The following is a 15,962-nucleotide window of genomic DNA, read 5'->3' as shown; positions in this document are numbered from 1 at the left end:
CCCGAAAGCCGCCATGGCGCATGCGAGAGCCGTACCGCGCCCGAAGGCCGGAGCGCGCGCGAGCGCGGGTCGATGGCGGTCGAGACCGTCATGCTGGCCCCCCTCTTCGTCTTGTTCCTGATGTTCCTCGTCGGGGCGGGGCGGCTCGTGGAGGCCCAGGGGGAGGTGAACGCCGCGGCGAGGGACGCCGCGAGGGCGGCGTCGGTGCAGCGGACGCTGGGCGACGCCGAGGCGGCCGCCCAGGAGACCGCCGCCTACGCCCTTCGCGGCCGGTGCGAATCCCCCCACGTCTCGCTCGCCGGCTCGGCATGGCAGGCGGGCGGCCAGGTCGACGCCGAAGTGAGCTGCGAGCTGGACCTGAGCTTCCTGGGGTTCGGCGCCACCAAGCGCGTGACGGGCGCCGCGGTGGTCCCCCTGGAGACGTTCCGGAGGGTCCAGTGAGCGAACGCGGGTCGATGTCGGTGTTCACGGTGCTCTTCTCGGTCGTGGTGTTCCTGCTCGCCGGGCTTCTCGTGGACGGCGGGGCGGCGATCAACGCCCGGCTGCGCGCCTCGGACGTCGCCGAGCAGGCCGCCAGGGCGGCGGCCGACCGCATCGACGTGGAGCACCTGCGCGCCACCGGGCAGGCCCGGCTGCTGGGCGAGGACGAGGCGTGCGCGAGGGCCTGGGAGGTGATGGATACGTACGGCCACGCCGAAGCGGGCCCGGCGGGGGAGGTCGAGGGCGGGACCTGCGAGGTGGGAGCGGGCGGAGCCGAGGTCACGGTGACGGTGCGGGTCCGGTGGACCGCGTTCTTCCTGGGCGCGGTCGGCTTTCCCGGCTCGTGGATGGAGGGCCGGGCCACCGCCGGACCGGACGCGAGGTGACCGGCGAGCCAGACCGAAACCCGCCACTCGGTGGCGGCCGAAGCGAACCGCGCAACACGCTGGACGAAGGAGGAAGGGCGATGCCGACTAGGGCTCCGGTGCGCATCCCGCAACGGCGCACGGCCGGTGACGTGTTCGCCGGGCTCGGCGCGCTCGCCGTGCTGCTCGCGCTCCTGGGCGGCGTGCCGTACGCCCTGCTGCGGCTCGCCGGGCCGCCGATCGCGCCCGAGCTGCTCGACCTGGACCTGCTGACCAGCCGCGTGGGGCCGAGCACGATCGTCGCGGTGCTCGTTCTGCTGGTCTGGGTGGCGTGGTTCCAGCTGCTGGTGTGCGTGGTCGTGGAGCTGTACGCGGGCGTGCGCCGGGTGGGGATGCCCGCGCGCGTGCCGCTGTCCGGCGGCACGCAGGCGCTGGCGAACCGGTTGGTGTCGGCCGTGCTGGTGCTGTTCGCGGCGGGTACGGTGGCCGCGCCGGTCGCCCATGCGAGCACCCCGGCGGCGCCCGAGGCCAAGCCCGCGGTGTACGCCGCGCCGGTCGCCGAGGTGATGCTGGAGACGGTCAAGCCCACCAAGAAGGTGTACGTGGTGCAGCCGCCGCACGGCCGCCACCACGAGAGCCTGTGGGAGATCGCCGAGAAGTGCCTGGGGGACGGGCGGCGCTATCCGGAGATCTATCGGCTGAACAAGCACAAGGAGCAGCCCGACGGATCGCGCCTGCAGATGGCGGACCTGATCCGGCCGGGCTGGGTGCTGGACATGCCGGATGACGCGCGCAACGTGCACATCGTGCCCCGCGACCAGGGACGGGCGGAGATCCTGGCGCGGCATCCGGGCGTCCCGGGTGAGGCGCGGTCCGGGGTGGAGGGCCCGGCCGTACGCGATGACCGCGCCGACCGGGCCGAGCGCGCCGACCGGGCCGACCGCGCCGACCGGGGTGCTCGTCACGAGGCCGGTACGCCGGAGGGGCGGGGACAGCGGCAGGAAGAGCGCCGCCCCGAGCACCGGCAGGCCGACGCCAAGAGCCGTCCAGGCACGCCTGCCGAAAGCGGCAAGGACGTGCCCGCCCAGAGCGGCCAGGACGCGCCCACGCCCAGCGCCGGGAACGGGCAGACCGCCACCGGCCACGAAGACGCCTCAACCCCCGCCCTCGACCTCGTCGACTACCTCGCCGGAGCCTCCCTCGCCGCCGCCGGGCTGCTCGTGCTCCTCGGCCGGCGCCGCCGCCATCAGCTCTGGCGCAGGGTGTCCGGCCGCCGCCTGGCACGGCCACGGGACGACGCCGCCAAGGCCGAGGTGGCCCTGCGGCTCGGCGCCGACGCCCCCGGCACGAGGATGCTCGACATCGGCCTGCGCGTCCTGGGCGCCGAGCTGGCCGCGCGGGGCCGCACCCCGCCCACGGTCTACGCCGCCCACCTGTCGGCCAGGACCCTCGACCTGTGGATCCACCCGCCCGACGAGGACGCGCCGAGCCCCTGGACCGCGTTCGACGGCGGCCAGATCTGGCGGCTGGCCGCGCACGAGGGCCGGCTGCTGGAGGACCAGCGGGGCGGCGCGCCGTACCCGGGCCTGGTGTCCCTGGGCACCGACGCCAACGGGCGCGTGCTCGTCGACCTGGAGGCGGCGCAGGGAATCGTCAGCGTCCGCGGTCCCCAGACGACGGCGGCGCTCGCCGCGCTGGCCGTCGAGCTGGCCACCAACCGCTGGTCGGACCGGATGCGCGTCACACTGGTCGGTTTCGGCGAGGAGCTGACCGCGATCGCGCCGCACCGCGTGAAGGCGGTGGGCAGTCTGGGGGAGATCCTGCCCGAGCTCGAGGCGACGGCCGCGCCGCGTGAGGAGGTGCTGAGGGGCCGCGTCACCGGGCGCCCGCGCGACGCCCACTACCTGCTGTGCGCGCACCCGCCGACCCTGGAGGAGGCGCGCCGGCTGGCGTTGCTGGCCAGGCGCGACACGGCCGGGTACGTCGTCGCGGGCGACGTCCCGCACGCCACCTGGACGATCGACATCACCGAGGACGGCCGGGCCAGGCTGGCCGAGCTCGGCCTGGAGGTGACCGCCCAGCTGCTGCCGCGGCGGCACTACCAGGCGCTGATCGACCTGTTCACGACCGCCGAACGCCTGGACGGCGAGGCGATCCCCGAGCCCGAGCCGCTGGCGGAGCCGACGCCGCCGCAGGTCGAGATCAGGATGCTCGGCCCGATTGAGATCGTCGGCGTGGAGCCGCTCGAGGAGGGCCGGATGGCGCTGGCCGCGGAGATGCTGGTGTATCTCGCCACGCATCCGGGGGGCGTCCATCCGGTGGTGCTGGGCGGCGTGCTGTGGCCTCGCGGCGTGCAGTCCATGATCAGGGACGCCACGATCGCCAGGGTCATGGCGTGGATCGGGCGCGAGCACCTGTTCGCGGACGACGCGGGACGGCTGCGGCTCGGCCCGGGCGTGCGCACCGACTGGGCGCTGTTCCGCGAGCTCGTGCGCCGCTCGCGCCGCGACCCGGCGGCGCAGGCCGTCCTGCTGGAAAGGGCCCTCGCGCTGGTGAGGGGGCCGCTGCTGGCCGGGCGCCCGGCGGGCCGGTATGCGTGGCTGGCGGCCGACGAGCTGGAGTACGACGTGGCGGCCGAGGTTGCCGACGCCGCACACCAGCTGTGCGAGGTACGGCTGGCGCAGGGCGAGCCGGAGCAGGCGGTGGCGGCGGCGCGTGCGGGGCTGCTCCTGGCCGCCGACGACGAGAGCCTGTGGCGCGACCTGCTGCGGGCCACGCACGCGACGGGCGACCTGGTGCAGCTGCGCGCCGTCGTCGACGGGCTGGCGCGCCGGTCGGCGTCGCACCCGTACGGCGGGGGCCTGGCCCCCGAGACGGAGGCGCTGATCGACGAGCTGCTGCCGTCGTGGCGGATCCACATGGTGAAGGAGTCCACCGCATGACAGCCGTCCACCGCATGAGAGCCGCTCATCGCATGACAGCCGTCTACGGCCGGCCAGTCGCCCGGATCGGAGTCGCAGCAGCCGCCGCCCTCCTCGCCGCCGGGTGCGCGCCCGCCGCCGACCCGCCGTTCGTGCCGAGCCAGGCGACCCCCGTCGCCTCGGCGAGCGTCCGCGCCACGCCCGCCATCGAGACCATCCGGATAAATCCGGAAATGTCGGTCAGCATCGAGTGGCCCGCCGGCACCGACACCACCCTGGTCCAAGCCTTCACCGACCTGTACGTCAGCTCCTGGCGCGCCGTCCTGTCCGGCGACGAGACCTACCTCGACATGGTCGAACCCCCCGCCACCGGACAGGCCCACGCCTGGGTGCGCGGCTTCGGGAGCGCCAAGGTCAGGGGCTCCGCCCGCCTCTACGCCCTGCGCGTCACCGCCGTCATGGGCGACGGCGCCCGGGTCGACGCCTGCGTCGATGAGACGGGCGTCCGCCTGGTCTCCCCGAGGGGCCGCGAGAGCCGCCCGAGCTGGGCCCACGCCCCCTACCTGCAGGCCGCAGTGCTGCACCGCGCCCGCGACGGCGTCTGGCGGGTGAAGGACTTCCGTCACGACCTGAAGGGATGTGCCTGATGCTGCTGCGCGTTCTGACAGCCGCTGTGCTGGTGCTCGATCCCGGCGGCCCGCGCGGCGAGGGATTCCAGGACGACCGTACGGCCGGCGTCAAGCTGGAGAACTCCAGCATCGTCGTCACCGGCAACGGGGTGCGCGGCGGCAGGGGCGACGGCTACCGGATCAAGCGGCCCTGCTGGTACGAGCCCGGCCCCGACGGCGCCTCCATGCTCAGGACGCAGGAGAGCCTGCGGGCCTACTGGTTCCGCCAGTACCCCAAGGGCACCGAGGAGCAATACCAGAAGTTCCTCAAGCAGTTCAGGGACAAGGCCGGCAGTCAGGGCCGCTGGTGGACGCCCGCCTACAACGGCTCGGACCCGCGCGGGCACGCCTGCTGGGCGGGGCTCGAGCCGTTCGTGTGGGTGCCGCCAGGCGCCACGCCGCCCGCCGGGATCACGCTGGCCGAGCTCGTGGAGATCGCCCGCGCCGCGCTGACCGTGCCGGAGCCGCGCATCAGGCTCAACCCCGACGCCAAGAGCTACGTCAACCTGCCCACCTACGTGTGGCTCGCCGGCATCGGCGAGCCGCGCCGCTCGGTCACCGCCACCCTGCCGGGCGTCATGAGCGCCACCGTGACCGCGCGCCTCGACAGCGTCAAGATCGATCCCGGCACCACGCCCGACCGGGCCGAGGTGCGCCAGCGGTGCGGGGCGGGCGGCACGCCGTACCGCAAGGGCGCGGCCTTCACCTGCGGCGTGCGGTACCTGCACTCGTCGGTCGACTGGGACCGGCAGGTCTACCGGCTCACGGTCACCACGGTGTGGCCGGTGGAGGTCGAGGACGACGTCGTGCCGTTCTCCTACTCGCCGATCGAGGTCGGTGCCTCGCGAGACGTGCCGGTGGGCGAGGTCCAGAGCGTGGTCAGACCCTAGAGCCGACCGGTCAGGATCCGAGAAGCACTGGTCACGAAGCCGTGGATAACGTGACAGCCATGGACATCACCATCCACACCAGCTACCTCCCGCACGACGACCCGGACGCCGCCCTGGCCTTCTGGCGCGACACCCTCGGCTTCGAGGTGCGCAGCGACGTCGGACACGGCAAGATGCGCTGGATCACGGTCGGCCCCAAGAACCAGCCCGGCACGTCCATCCTCCTCGCGCCGCCGGCCGCCGACCCCGGCGTCACCGAGGAGGAGCGCCGCATCATCACCGAGATGATGGCCAAGGGCACCTACGGCTGGATCCTGCTGGCCACCCGGGACCTCGACGCCGTCTTCGAGAAGCTGCAGGCCGGCGACGCCGAGGTCGTCCAGGAGCCGATGGAGCAGCCGTACGGCGTGCGCGACTGCGCCTTCCGCGACCCCGCGGGCAACCTGGTCCGCATCCAGGAGATTCGCTGAGCCGGAAGGAGTCGTTTCATGTGTCATCCCGCATGGGGGCGCGCGCTCACCGAGGCGCACCGCCTGAAGGACCTCGCGCGGCTGCGCCGCGTCCGCGACCGGATCGACCGGGAGTACGCGCAGCCGCTGGATGTGGAGGCGCTGGCCCGCGGCGTGCACATGTCGGCCGGGCATCTGAGCCGGCAGTTCCGGGCCGCCTACGGCGAGTCGCCGTACTCCTATCTGATGACCCGGCGCATCGAGCGCGCGATGGCGCTGCTGCGCCGGGGCGACCTGAGCGTCACCGAGGTGTGTTTCGCGGTCGGCTGCTCCTCGCTGGGCACCTTCAGCACGCGCTTCACCGAGCTGGTGGGCGTGCCGCCGAGCGTGTACCGGCGTGAGGCGGCGCGGGCGACCGTGGGGATGCCGCCGTGCGTGGCCAAGCAGGTGACCCGACCGGTCAGGAATCGAGAAGCGCAGGTCAAGGAGCCGCAACTAGCGTGACGGACATGACTGGAGGAAGCGTGACAGACGTGCCGCCCCGTGAGCTGGAGGAGAGGCTGCGGGACACTCGCGCGAAGCTGGAGAACGACGTCGATCTCTGGGTCGCGACGTCGGGCCCCGCGGGCGTCCACCTCGTCCCGCTCTCGTACCTCTGGGACGGGTCCGCGTTCCTCATCTCGACGCCCCGGGCCTCGGTCACCGGCCGCAACCTGCTGGCGGACGGCCGGGTGCGGCTCGGTCTCGGGCCGACTCGCGACGTCGTCGTCGTGGACGGCACCGCCGAGCCGGTGGACCTCGCCGACCTGCCTCCGGGGACGGGTGACTCGTTCGCGGCCAAGACCGGGTTCGACCCGCGCAAGCTCGACGAGCCCTACCAGTACTTCCTGATCCGGCCTCGGCGCATCCAGGCCTGGCGGGAGGCGAACGAGTTGCCGGGACGCGACCTCATGCGCGACGGCCGCTGGCTCGGCTGACCGCCGTACGGGATCATGCCGTCGCCGTTCTCACCCGGGCGACGAGCGATCAATTGCGAAGAATCCCCCTAAGACCTGTTATGAGAGGAAATTTGCCATGAAGGACACGCGGACGTCCGTCAAGACCACCGGCGCGGCCAAGGAGAAGGCCGAGGAGAAGTACGACGGGTTCACGGACGAGGAACGCAGCGCGATGAAGGAGCGCGCCCGGGAGCTGAAGGCGTCCACGCGGCGCGGCTCGCGTGCGGCCAAGGCGGACGCGGAGGGCGAGGTGCTTGCGAAGATCGCCGAGATGGAGGAGGCGGACCGCGTCATCGCCGAGCGGCTCCATGAGATCGTCAAGGCCAACGCGCCGGCTCTGTCGCCGACGCTCTGGTACGGGATGCCCGCCTATGCCAAGAATGGCAAGAACGTCTGCTTCTTCCAGCCCGCGAAGAAGTTCAAGACGAGGTACGCCACGCTCGGCTTCAACGACCCGGCGAACCTCGATGAGGGCACCATGTGGCCGACCGCCTACGCTCTGACGGAGCTGACCGCCGACGCCGAGGCACGGATCGCCGAGCTCGTCAAGAAGGCCGCGAGCTGAGGCGGACCTTTCCACGGGCGCGGCCCGGCACCGGGCCCCGGCACGGGGCGGCTCAGCGGGGCGGGCGGACTTCGCGGCGGCGGACGGCGCCGGTGCCGCCCAGCTCGTCGAGCAGGTCCGCGAGGACGGCACGCGCCTCCCCCAGCTGGTCCTCGCCGATGCGACGCCGGAAGCGCTCCTCCAGGGACCGCCGGGCGCGCCGGGCCGCCTCCACCGCGTCCCTGCCGCGCGAGGTCAGGCGCACCCGGCGGACGCGGGCGTCGCGGGGATCGGCGAACCGCTCGGCGTAGCCGAGGCGTTCGAGCTCGGCCACCGCCTTGGACGCGCCCTGCTGCGTCACCTCCAGCTTGACGGCGAGCTCGCCCACCGTCGGCTCGCTCTCGACCAGGTGCTGAACGAGGTAGCCGTGTGAGAGCCGCAGGCCGGTGAAGCCGGCGGCCTCCAGGTCGTCCTGCACGACGGCGGCGGCGGCCGTGCCGAGGAACAGGGCCAGCGTGCCGGTGTCCAGGTCGCGAGCGTCGACGGGCTGCATGGAGCCCATCGTGCATTGAACAACCATGGTTGTACAACTATGGTTGTCGATATGCCGAACCTTCAGACCCACCCCAACGTCGAGATCGCCGTCCGCTACCACGAGGCCGTCTCCCGCTTCGCCGCCGGCGAGGAGCTCGCCCGGTTCCTCCACGAGGACGTCGTGCACCACGAACTGCCCAACGCGCTCTTCCCCGAGGGCAACGTGCGCGACCTGGCCGGCATGCTGAAGGCGGGCGAGGCGGGCCGCGGGGTGCTCAGCGACCAGGTGTTCGAGGTCGTCAACGCGGTCGCGGCCGGCGACCAGGTCGCGCTGGAGGTCAAGTGGCGCGGCACCCTGGCCGTCCCGCTGGGCGAGCTGCCGGCGGGCCACGTCCTGCGCGCCCACATCGCGGCGTTCCTCGACTTCCGCGACGGCAAGATCGTCGCCCAGCGCAACTACGACTGCTACGAGCCCCGCCGCCTCTAGGCGATCGCCGCGGCGAGCGCCGCGAGCTCCGGGGTGCGGGCGGCCTCGTCGAGCACCTCGCGCAGCACCGCGTCATGCGTGGGCCGGGCGGCGTCGAGCAGTTCCCGCCCCTTATCGGTGACCTCGGAGTAGATGCCGCGCCGGTCGTCCTCGCACAGGTAGCGCCGCAGCAGCCCGCGCGACTCCAGCCGAGTGACCAGGCGCGTGGTGGCGCTCTGGCTCAGCACGACGGCGCGGGCCAGCTGCTGCATGCGCATGTGCCAGCCGTCCTGCCGGGCGAGCACGTCGAGCACGGTGTACTCGCTCACGCTCAGGTCGTGCGCCTTCTGCAGCTCCCTCTCCAGCCGTTCCTCGATCTTGGCGTGCAGCGCCGCGAGGGTGCGCCAGCCCTGGGCGCGCGCCTCGACGGCGTCGTCGGCGATGGGCATGGTTTGCCCTCCCAGCTACTTGTGTGCTCATATAGTGAGCGTCTGCAATTATTTCTCACGCTCACTAACGTCTCTTGGGAGCAATTCTATGCCTCTCGCCCTGTTCGCGCTCGCGATCAGCGCCTTCGGCATCGGCACCACGGAGTTCATCATCAACGGCCTGCTGCCGGAGATCGCCCGCGACTTCGGCGTCTCCATCCCGGCGGCCGGGCTGCTGGTGTCCGGCTACGCCCTGGGCGTGGCCGTGGGCGGGCCGCCGCTGACCATGCTGGGCGCGCGGCTGTCGCGCAAGACCATGCTGCTGGCCCTGATGGGCCTGTTCGTCGCCGGCAACCTGCTGTCCGCCCTCGCCCCGTCGTACGGCGTGCTCATGACCGGGCGCTTCCTGGCCGCCTTCGCCCACGGCGCGTACTTCGGCGTGGGCTCGGTGGTCGCCGCCGACCTGGTCGAGCCGCGCAGGCGGGCCAGCGCCATCGCGTTGATGTTCACCGGCCTGACGCTGGCCAACGTGCTCGGCGTGCCGCTGGGGACGTGGATCGGCCAGGGGTACGGCTGGCGCGCGACGTTCTGGGCCGTGGTCGCGATCGGCGTGGTGGCCGCGCTCGGCGTGATCGCGCTCGTGCCGCGGCAGCCGCGTCCGGCCGGGTCGGGCGTGCTGCGGGAGCTGGCGACCTTCCGCGAGGGCGGCGTGTGGCTGGCCCTGGCGATGACGGTGTTCGGCTTCGCGCCGGTCTTCGCGGTGATCACGTTCGTCGCGCCCACGATGACCGGCCCCGGCGGCTTCTCACCGGGCGCGGTGCCGGTGGTCATGGCGCTGTTCGGCGTCGGGCTCGTCGTCGGCAACTTCGTCGGCGGACGCCTCGCCGACCGGGCCGTGATGCCGGCCGTCTACGGCTCGGTCGGGACGCTCGCCGTCCTGTCGGCGATCGTGGCGCTGGCAACGGCGCACCAGGTCGCCTTCGTCGTGGCGATCACGCTGTTCGGGGTGGCCGCCTTCGCCACCGTGCCGCCGCTCCAGACCCGCGTGCTCGATGCGGCCGGCGGCGCGCCGACCCTGGCCTCCGCGGCCAACATCGGGGCGTTCAACGTCGGCAACGCGCTCGGCTCGTTCGCGGCGGGCCTGACCATCGACGCCGGGTTCGGCTACACCGCTCCGGCGTGGACGGCGGCCGTGCTCGGGCTCGTGGGACTGGCGACGGCGGGCCTGGCCGGGAGGCAGGCCCGCCGCTCGGCGCCGTCGCCGGCCCGCGCGCCCGAGCCTGGCGCGCGGGCGGGCGTCGGCTAGCGCCTGGCGCCCTCGTGGGCCAGCAGCCACTCCTTGACCGTGGTGCCGTAGTAGTAGCCGCCGAACCCGCCGGTGGACGGCAGCACGCGGTGGCAGGGCACGAACGGGGCGACCAGGTTCTGCGCGCAGGCGCCGCCGGCCGCGCGGGCCGCCGTCCTGGGCAGCCCGGCACGCTCGGCCAGCTCCGCGTACGACACCGTGGTCCCCGCCCGCACCTCGCGCAGCGCCTTGTGGAGCCGCCTGCGCGTGGCCGAGCCCGGCTGGTCGACCGGCACGGCGTCCAGGGCGTCCAGGTCGCCGGCGAAGTAGGCGCGGACGGCGGCGGACGCCGCGCCCAGGTCGTCGACCACCTCCAGGCCCTCGGCCTGGAGCGCGGGCGACAGCCGCATGAACATCTCCTTCGGGTCGGCGGTGAAGCCCGCCGCCACCAGCACGCCGTCGCGCTCCAGCACGGACAGGGGGCCGATGGGGGTCGTCTCGACGCTTGCCTTGATCATGTCAGCTGCTCCAGAGGTAGAGGGCGGCGTAGGCCCGCCAGGGCCGCCACCGTTCGATGTCGTCGTCGGTCAGGTCCAGGGCGGCCATGCGCCTGCGCAGCACGAGGTCGCCGTCGGGCCAGGCGTCGGGGTCGCGCAGCGAGCGCAGCGCGATGTAGCCGGCCGTCCACGGGCCGATGCCCGGCACCTCGAGCAGGCGCTCCCGCGCCTCGGCGGGGTCCTGGCCGCCGTCGAGGTCGATCTCGCCGCTCGCGACGCGCTCGGCGAGGACCTTGAGCGTCGTGATCCGGCGGCCGGTCAGCCCCAGGCCGTCGAGGTCGGCTTCGGCGAGGCCGGCCGCCGTGGGGAACAGGTGCGTCAGCCCGGCGTCCGCGGCGCCCGGCGTGTCGGCCGGGCGTCCCGCGCGCCGCACGATGCGCCCGAGCAGGGTCCTGGCTCCCGCGACCGAGACCTGCTGGCCCACGATCGCGCGTACGGCCAGCTCGAAGCCGTCGAACGCGCCGGGCACGCGCATCCCGGGACGGGCGGCGACCAGGGGCGCGAGGGAGGTCTGGGCCAGCGTCTCGGCGATGGCCACGGGATCGGCGTCCAGGTCGAGCAGCCTGCGGCAGCGGGCGACGACCCTGGCCAGGTGCCGGGTGTCGGCGACGGACACGTCGAGCACGACGTGGCCGTCCCGGGGGGTGAGGGTGACGGCGCCGCCCGGCACGGCCCGGGAGTAGCCGTGGACGCTCGCCGCCTCCAGGCCGGGAACCGCCCGGGCGGCCAGGAAGCCGAAGATGGCCTCCGCGTCGTACGGCTCGCGCCGGTGCAGCCGCAGCCGCAGGCTCGCGCCGCCCGGCACGCCGGGCTCCGCCTCCCCGATCTCCGCGGCCGGGGAGACGGCGCGGGCGGTGGCGCGCAGCTCGCTGGGCGTGAAGCCGTAGGTGTCCCGCATGGTCGCGTTGAACTGCCGGACGCTGCCGAAGCCGGCCGCGAAGGCCACGTCGGTGACCGGCAGGTCCGTCTCCGTCAGCAGTTGCTTGGCCAGCAGCAGCCGCTTGGTGCGGGCCACCGCCAGCGGCCCGGCCCCCAGCTCGGCCACGAACAGCCGGTGCAGATGCCGCTCGGTGATGTGCAGCCTGCGGGCCAGTCCCGCGACGCCGACGTCGTCGGCCGCGCCGTCGTCGATGAGCCGCAGCGCCCGCCCCACGAGGTCGCCCCGCACGTCCCACCCCGGGTCTCCGGGGGACAGCTCCGGGCGGCACCGCTTGCACGGGCGGAAGCCCGCCGCCTCGGCCGCAGCCGCGTGCCGGTAGAAGCGCACGTTGCGCGGGGCCGGGGTGCGGGCCGGGCAGATCGGCCGGCAGTAGATGCCCGTCGTCTTCACCGCCGTGTAGAACCGCCCGTCGAACCGGACGTCGCGGGCGGCGACGGCCCGGTAACAGGCCTCGAAGTCAAGCTCCTGAGCGGTCATGCGTCGACTCTATGCGGCCGTTCCCGGCTCCACTGGCGGAAATCGGACCTCACCGCCGACAGGCGAACGACCTGGTAGAGGGCATCGAGTGGCGGGTTTCAGACGTCGCTGCGGATCGGCGAGCGCCAGATCGGCAGCCAGCTGAGCGCGCACACGGCCGCCCCCGCCCACAGCGCCGCCCGCACGCCCCACAGCTCCCCGATCAGGCCGCCGAGCAGGCCCCCGACGCCCACGGCGCCCATGAACAGCAGCCGCATCGTGGCGTTCATCCGCCCCAGCATCGCGTCGGGCGTGACCCGCTGCCGGAAGCTGATGAGCAGCACGTTGTTCAGCCCCGCCCGGTAGGTCAGCACGAACCACCCCAGCGCCGCGACCCACATCCCCGCGCCCCGGTCCAGCAGTGGCACGGCCGGCGCCGCCGGCATGGTCGTCAGGCTGACCACCCACACCGCCCGCCCCCGGCCCAGCCACGTGCCGACCAGGTGCGCGGTGGCCGAGCCGGCGAGCATGCCCACGCCCCCGACCGCGAGGAAGACGCCCAGCACCCACTCGGGGTACCCCAGTTGCCGCACCACCAGCACGGGCAGCAGCACGGCCATGAGCACGTAGCCAAGGTTGTGCAGCGCCCCCTGCTCGGCGATGGGCCGCAGCACGGGATGGCGGGCCATGAACCGGACGCCCTCCGCGATCTGGGCGCCGAGCCGCTCGCCGGACGCCGACGGAGCGGGGTCCGGCTCGGGCCGGCGCAGGCGCCTGAGGAGCACGGCGGAGGCCAGGTAGGAGGCGACGTCGGCGAGGACGGCCGGCGGCGCGCCGACGAGGCCGACCAGCACGCCGGCGAAGCTCCTGCCGGAGACGTCCATGGCCGCGGTGGTGCCGACGAGCATGGAGTTGGCCGCCGTGAGCCGCTCGCGCCCCACGATGTGCGGCAGCGCGCTGTGCGAGGCCACGTCGAAGAACAGCGTCCCGATGCCGGTGGCCATGGCCACGCCGTACAGCTGCCACATCGACAGCCAGCCCTGCCACCAGGCCAGCGGCAGCGAGGCGAGCAGGAGGGCGCGGGCCAGGTCGGCGCCGACCATCACCGGGCGCCGCCGCACCCGGTCCAGCCAGGCGCCCGCCGGCAGGCCCACGACGAGCACGGTGATGGTGGTCAGCGAGCTGAGCAGGCCCACCTCGGCCGGCCCGGCGTGCAGGGTGGTCACCGCCAGCAGGGGGAGCGCCACGTAGGTGATCTGGGAGCCGAACTGGCTCACCGCCGAGGCGGCGTAGAAGTTGCGGAAGTCCGCGTCGCGCAGCAGCGGGGTCTCGAGGGTCGCCGTCATGCCGCCAACCATGCTGAAATGGCCGCGAGAACCGGAACAGATTAAGCGAGGCGTTAATCCGATGCCGCTGGAGCTGAGGTTCACTACCGACGACGTCGCCACCACGCGCTTCGCCGTCTCGCCGCTGTGGGAGGTGATCGCCAGCGTCCGCGTGGTCAAGAACCCGGCCGGCCACGCGCTGCTGCGCCCGTGGGCCGAGCAGGTGGCCAGGCGCCTGGCCGACGTGGACTGGCGGCTGCTGTCGGACCTGGTCCCCGTGCCGACGCGCGCCATCGTGGGCTTCGTCTGCCCGCCGCCCAGCGCCTCGGTGCCCGACCTGGAGGTGGAGCTGGCGACGCTGCGCGCCCACGCCCACCTGGTACGGCAGGACCTGGAGGAGACCGGGCTGCGGCACACCGGGCGGCTGCGGGCCCTCCACGACGACCCAGAGCGCGGCCTGGAACGCCTGGCCGGGGAGATCCGCGCCTACTGGGCGGCGGCCATCGCCCCCTACTGGTCCAGGATCGGCGCCCTGCTGGAGGGCGACGTGCTGTACCGGGCGCGAACGCTCGCCGAGCACGGCCTGCGCCACATGCTCGCCGAGCTCGACCCGGGCGTCAGCTGGGACGGCGACCTGCTGCGCCTGCCCAGCGCCTACTGCCACGGGGAGCGTCCGCTGCGCGGCCTCGGGCTGCTGCTGGTGCCGTCGGTGTTCACCTGGCCGCGCATCTTCTCGGTGACCGCGCCGCCGTACCAGCCCACGGTCCGCTATCCGCCCCGCGGGCTGGCCACGCTGTGGGAGCGCCGGGAGGTGGAGCCGCCGCGGGCGCTGGCCGCCGTACTGGGCAGGACCCGCGCCCGGCTGCTGGCCGAGCTCGACCAGCCCGCCTCCACCCGCGACCTGGCCCGCCGGACCGGCCTGACCGAGCCCGGCGCCAACCAGCATCTGACCGCGCTGCGCAGGGCCGGCCTGTGCACCGCCCACCGCACCGGCCGCTACGTCCTCTACGCCCGTACGGCCGTCGCCGAGGCGCTGCTCGCCGAGCGGTAGACGATCCGGCCGCCGAGCATGGTGAGCCAGGCGTCCACGCCGGGCAGCGCCTCGGCGGGCAGGCTCGCGACGTCGGCGTCGAGCACCACGACGTCGCCCAGCTTCCCGGGCGTCAGCGACCCGATCCGGTCCTCCATCCGCAGGGCGTGTGCCGCGTCGATCGTGTGCGCCCGCAGCGCCTCCTCCAGCGTGATCGCCTGATCGGCCCCGATCGGGTCGCCTTCCCTGGTACGGCGGCGCACCGCGTTGGCCACGGTCTCCATGGGCCGCAGCGAGGAGACGAACGAGTCGCTGGACAGCACCGGACGCAGCCCGGCATCCAGCTCCTCCCGGATCGGCTGCAGCCGGTGCGCCCGCTTCGGGCCGAGCCGCCGCACGAAGTCGGCGCCGCTGTCGAACAGGAAGTTCGGCTGGTTGACCGGGATGACGCCGAGCGAGGCGAACTCCTGGACCTGGCCAGGCGTGGGATGGCCGCAGTGCTCGATGCGGGGGCGCGCGTCGTCGCCGGAGACGGCGACCGCGGCCCTGATCGCCTCCAGCGAGTAGCCCATCGCCCGGTCGCCCTGGGTGTGGATGCCGACCTGCCAGCCTGCCGCGGCGGCCCGCCGTACCAGCTCCACCAGCTCCTCGGGGCGGTGGTAGAGCGAGCCGGTGAAGCCCTCGCCGTAGGGCTCCTCGAACATGGCGGTGCCGCCCAGCAGGGTGCCGTCGCAGTAGAACTTCATCGCGCCGAAGCGCAGCCACTCGTCGCCGAACGGCCCGGCCAGGCCGATGGCGGCCAGCTCGTCCAGCATGTGCGACAGCGGCATGACGACCGTGCGCACCGGCAGCGTCCCGGCGTTCCACGCCGAGCGGTAGACCAGCAGCTCCCGGCGCGAGACCTGCGGGTCGCACACGGTGGTCACCCCGGCGCGCAGGTAGGTCTCCCCGGCCGCCTCCAGCCAGGACCGCAGCTGCTCCCGGGGCAGGTCGACGTGGAAGTTGGGGCCGTGGCAGCCGATGTCCACGGCCACCGGCAGCAGCAGCTCCATCGCCGAGTCCAGCACCATGCCGGTCAGGCGCCCGCCCTCGTCGCGCACGAACGAGCCGCCCGGCGGGTCGGCCACGTCCTCGCCGATGCCGCGCCAGGCCAGCGCCGCGGAGTTGACCACCGCCTGGTGCCCGGAGACGTGGTAGACGATCACCGGATGGTCGGTGGTGGCCTCGTCGAGCTGCCGCCGGGTGGGCCGGCCGCCGGGGAACTTCGCGTCGTCCATGCCGTAGGCGCGGATCCACTGCCCGGCCGGGGTCCTGGCCGCCTCCGCCGCGACGGCGGCGACCAGGTCGGCGGCGCTGCCGACGGCCGGGTAGCGCACGTCCACCGCCACCAGCGTCTCGGCGGTGGACAGCAGGTGGTTGTGGGGGTCGACGAACCCCGGAAGCACGCTGCGCCCGCCCGCGTCGACGACCTCGGCGCCCGCTCCGGCCGCGGTGAGCACGTCCGGCTCGCGGCCGACGGCCAGGATCCGGCCGTCGCGCACGGCCAGCGCCTCGGCGGCCGGGTTCGCGGGATCCATGGTCAGGACCTTGCCGCCGGTGATGACGGTGGTGGACAAGGGGCACTCC

The 15,962-nt window shown here is 73.9% G+C and carries 18 protein-coding genes; 12 read left to right on the top strand and 6 right to left on the bottom strand.

Annotated features, from left to right (window positions below):
• Nucleotides 1-72: 72 nt before the first annotated feature.
• From BSB02_RS40745 to BSB02_RS28475, 9 genes are all read left to right on the top strand, one after another.
• The gene (locus tag BSB02_RS40745) at nt 73-441 is read left to right on the top strand and encodes a TadE/TadG family type IV pilus assembly protein (RefSeq protein ID WP_158088744.1); all 369 of its coding nucleotides are present in this window, start codon (nt 73-75) and stop codon (nt 439-441) included.
• Nucleotides 438-866 carry a pilus assembly protein TadG-related protein gene (locus BSB02_RS28510; RefSeq protein ID WP_240506704.1) on the top strand — a complete coding sequence of 143 codons (429 nt, stop codon included), beginning with the start codon at nt 438-440 and terminating at the stop codon, nt 864-866. Before BSB02_RS40745 ends, BSB02_RS28510 begins: the two co-directional genes overlap by 4 nt.
• Nucleotides 867-946: 80 nt before the next feature.
• The gene (locus tag BSB02_RS28505) at nt 947-3,787 is read left to right on the top strand and encodes a BTAD domain-containing putative transcriptional regulator (RefSeq protein ID WP_084963655.1); all 2,841 of its coding nucleotides are present in this window, start codon (nt 947-949) and stop codon (nt 3,785-3,787) included.
• Nucleotides 3,784-4,413, top strand: a complete 630-nt coding sequence (locus BSB02_RS28500; protein ID WP_143591259.1) for a hypothetical protein — start codon at nt 3,784-3,786, stop codon at nt 4,411-4,413. Before BSB02_RS28505 ends, BSB02_RS28500 begins: the two co-directional genes overlap by 4 nt.
• Nucleotides 4,413-5,324 carry a hypothetical protein gene (locus BSB02_RS28495; RefSeq protein ID WP_240506703.1) on the top strand — a complete coding sequence of 304 codons (912 nt, stop codon included), beginning with the start codon at nt 4,413-4,415 and terminating at the stop codon, nt 5,322-5,324. Before BSB02_RS28500 ends, BSB02_RS28495 begins: the two co-directional genes overlap by 1 nt.
• Before the next feature lie 59 nt (nt 5,325-5,383).
• Nucleotides 5,384-5,794, top strand: coding sequence for a VOC family protein (locus BSB02_RS28490; RefSeq protein ID WP_084963652.1), 411 nt, complete (start codon nt 5,384-5,386; stop codon nt 5,792-5,794).
• Nucleotides 5,795-5,812: 18 nt separating this feature from the next.
• On the top strand, nt 5,813-6,277 hold the full coding sequence (locus BSB02_RS28485; protein WP_084963651.1) for a helix-turn-helix transcriptional regulator: 465 nt from the start codon (nt 5,813-5,815) through the stop codon (nt 6,275-6,277).
• Between the two features lie 5 nt (nt 6,278-6,282).
• The gene (locus BSB02_RS28480; protein ID WP_240506702.1) at nt 6,283-6,750 is read left to right on the top strand and encodes a pyridoxamine 5'-phosphate oxidase family protein; all 468 of its coding nucleotides are present in this window, start codon (nt 6,283-6,285) and stop codon (nt 6,748-6,750) included.
• A 97-nt stretch (nt 6,751-6,847) separates the two neighbouring features.
• A complete protein-coding gene (locus BSB02_RS28475; protein WP_084963649.1) occupies nt 6,848-7,336 on the top strand; it encodes an iron chaperone in 489 nt (162 codons plus the stop codon).
• 52 nt (nt 7,337-7,388) lie between these two features.
• On the opposite strand, the gene BSB02_RS28470 is transcribed toward BSB02_RS28475, so the two are convergent.
• On the bottom strand, nt 7,389-7,868 hold the full coding sequence (locus tag BSB02_RS28470) for a MarR family winged helix-turn-helix transcriptional regulator (RefSeq protein WP_084963648.1): 480 nt from the start codon (nt 7,866-7,868) through the stop codon (nt 7,389-7,391).
• 51 nt (nt 7,869-7,919) lie between these two features.
• On the opposite strand from BSB02_RS28470, the gene BSB02_RS28465 reads away from it, so the two are divergent.
• Nucleotides 7,920-8,336 (top strand): nuclear transport factor 2 family protein, encoded by a 417-nt coding sequence (locus BSB02_RS28465; RefSeq protein WP_240506701.1) that lies wholly within the window; start codon nt 7,920-7,922, stop codon nt 8,334-8,336.
• Here the strand turns inward: BSB02_RS28465 and BSB02_RS28460 are convergent.
• Nucleotides 8,333-8,764 (bottom strand): MarR family winged helix-turn-helix transcriptional regulator, encoded by a 432-nt coding sequence (locus BSB02_RS28460; RefSeq protein ID WP_084963646.1) that lies wholly within the window; start codon nt 8,762-8,764, stop codon nt 8,333-8,335. The genes BSB02_RS28465 and BSB02_RS28460 overlap by 4 nt on opposite strands.
• Nucleotides 8,765-8,852: 88 nt before the next feature.
• Here BSB02_RS28460 and BSB02_RS28455 point away from each other — a divergent pair, with 88 nt between their 5' ends.
• Nucleotides 8,853-10,049: an MFS transporter gene (locus tag BSB02_RS28455; RefSeq protein WP_084963645.1), complete on the top strand. Its 1,197-nt coding sequence runs from the start codon at nt 8,853-8,855 to the stop codon at nt 10,047-10,049.
• Here the strand turns inward: BSB02_RS28455 and BSB02_RS28450 are convergent.
• From BSB02_RS28450 to BSB02_RS28440, 3 genes are all read right to left on the bottom strand, one after another.
• Nucleotides 10,046-10,546, bottom strand: a complete 501-nt coding sequence (locus BSB02_RS28450) for a methylated-DNA--[protein]-cysteine S-methyltransferase (protein WP_084963644.1) — start codon at nt 10,544-10,546, stop codon at nt 10,046-10,048. The two genes, BSB02_RS28455 and BSB02_RS28450, sit on opposite strands and share 4 nt — an antisense overlap.
• Nucleotide 10,547: 1 nt before the next feature.
• Nucleotides 10,548-12,002, bottom strand: a complete 1,455-nt coding sequence (locus BSB02_RS28445) for a DNA-3-methyladenine glycosylase 2 (protein WP_084963643.1) — start codon at nt 12,000-12,002, stop codon at nt 10,548-10,550.
• Nucleotides 12,003-12,100: 98 nt separating this feature from the next.
• The gene (locus BSB02_RS28440; protein ID WP_084963642.1) at nt 12,101-13,327 is read right to left on the bottom strand and encodes an MFS transporter; all 1,227 of its coding nucleotides are present in this window, start codon (nt 13,325-13,327) and stop codon (nt 12,101-12,103) included.
• Nucleotides 13,328-13,388: 61 nt separating this feature from the next.
• Here BSB02_RS28440 and BSB02_RS28435 point away from each other — a divergent pair, with 61 nt between their 5' ends.
• Nucleotides 13,389-14,357, top strand: a complete 969-nt coding sequence (locus tag BSB02_RS28435; RefSeq protein ID WP_084963641.1) for an ArsR/SmtB family transcription factor — start codon at nt 13,389-13,391, stop codon at nt 14,355-14,357.
• Here the strand turns inward: BSB02_RS28435 and BSB02_RS28430 are convergent.
• Nucleotides 14,312-15,952: an amidohydrolase gene (locus BSB02_RS28430; RefSeq protein ID WP_084963640.1), complete on the bottom strand. Its 1,641-nt coding sequence runs from the start codon at nt 15,950-15,952 to the stop codon at nt 14,312-14,314. The genes BSB02_RS28435 and BSB02_RS28430 overlap by 46 nt on opposite strands.
• Nucleotides 15,953-15,962: the final 10 nt, after the last annotated feature.

Source organism: Thermoactinospora rubra, assembly GCF_002093975.1.
Taxonomy (GTDB): Bacteria; Actinomycetota; Actinomycetes; order Streptosporangiales; family Streptosporangiaceae; genus Nonomuraea; species Nonomuraea rubra_A.
This window is presented reverse-complemented; position numbering and strand designations above follow the sequence as displayed.